Below are 989 nucleotides of genomic sequence, written 5' to 3' on the forward strand. Positions count from 1 at the left end.
CGCCTGCACCAGGTTCGGGACCGTCTTGCCCGGCGTGAAGTTCAGCGAGGAGGACTGCGGCGGGTCCCCCTCGGCTCTCCGGTCGGCCGTCAGGGAGAGCCGTACGAGCCGGGATTCGCTGTGGTCGAGCCAGCGCGCCTCCGCCTCGGTCTGGAAGATGAGCTGTTCGAGGACCAGCAGCCAGGCCACGTCGTCGCGTCCGCGGGCCGTGCCCGACTCCAGGGCGGCCAGGGCCTGTGCCTTGAGGCGGGTGTAGTCCTGCATCGCCTTGACCGTGGCGTGCCGCTGCGCCTGGATGACCGCGCGGATGTCGACGGCGGGGGAGCCGACGGCCATGGCGAGCTTGATGGCGAGCTCGTCGCGGGGCGGGCTGGTGCGGTCGACGGGGCGCTCGTACCAGAGGCGCAGCTCGGCGCGGCCGGCGTCGGTGATGGCGTACAGGGTGTGGCCGGCGGGGTCCTCGCCGCCGGGTGCGACGAGGCCGTCGCGCTCCAGGCGGGCGAGGGTCGTGTACACCTGCCCGACGTTGAGGGGCCAGGTGGAGCCGGTGCGGGATTCGAACTCGGTGCGCAGCTGGGAGCCGTACCGGGGTCCGTCATCCAGCAGGGCGAGTAGTCCGTGGCGGATCGACATACTGAGTATGTATACCGAGTATGCCGTACGCCGCAACCATCGTCCGGCCTAGTACCGGAGGGGGACGCGGGCTCCGGCGCGGCGCCCGCGGCGCGGTCACAGCCCGCGCCGCAGCCGCGCTCCGAGATAGCCGAGGCCGATGCCCATCAGGGCGAATCCGGTGCCGAGCGGCAGGAGATGGGCGGCCAGGTCCGCGGCGCGCTCGTTCGGGCCGGTGCCGAGGGCCGTGACCGGCGCGGGCGCCACGGGCGACAGGGGTGGTACGGGCGGCGCGGGCGGTACGGGCATGTCGGGTGCGACGGGCGGCCGGGCCGGCGGGTGCGGGACGGGCCGCGCGGGCGCGGCCCGTCCCGCAC

Annotated in this window: 1 protein-coding gene and 1 pseudogene; both read right to left on the reverse strand. The window is 74.5% G+C overall.

The annotated features are described in order from the left end of the window. On the reverse strand, positions 1 to 633 hold a 633-nt coding region (locus tag EF903_RS32935; RefSeq protein WP_260616242.1), incomplete at its 3' end, for a PadR family transcriptional regulator. A 96-nt stretch (positions 634 to 729) separates the two neighbouring features. Next, positions 730 to 989 (reverse strand): annotated as a pseudogene (locus EF903_RS34905) (hypothetical protein); the annotation flags it as partial.

Origin of the sequence: Streptomyces sp. WAC05292 (genome assembly GCF_003949955.1) — a bacterium.
Taxonomy (GTDB): Bacteria; Actinomycetota; Actinomycetes; order Streptomycetales; family Streptomycetaceae; genus Streptomyces; species Streptomyces globosus.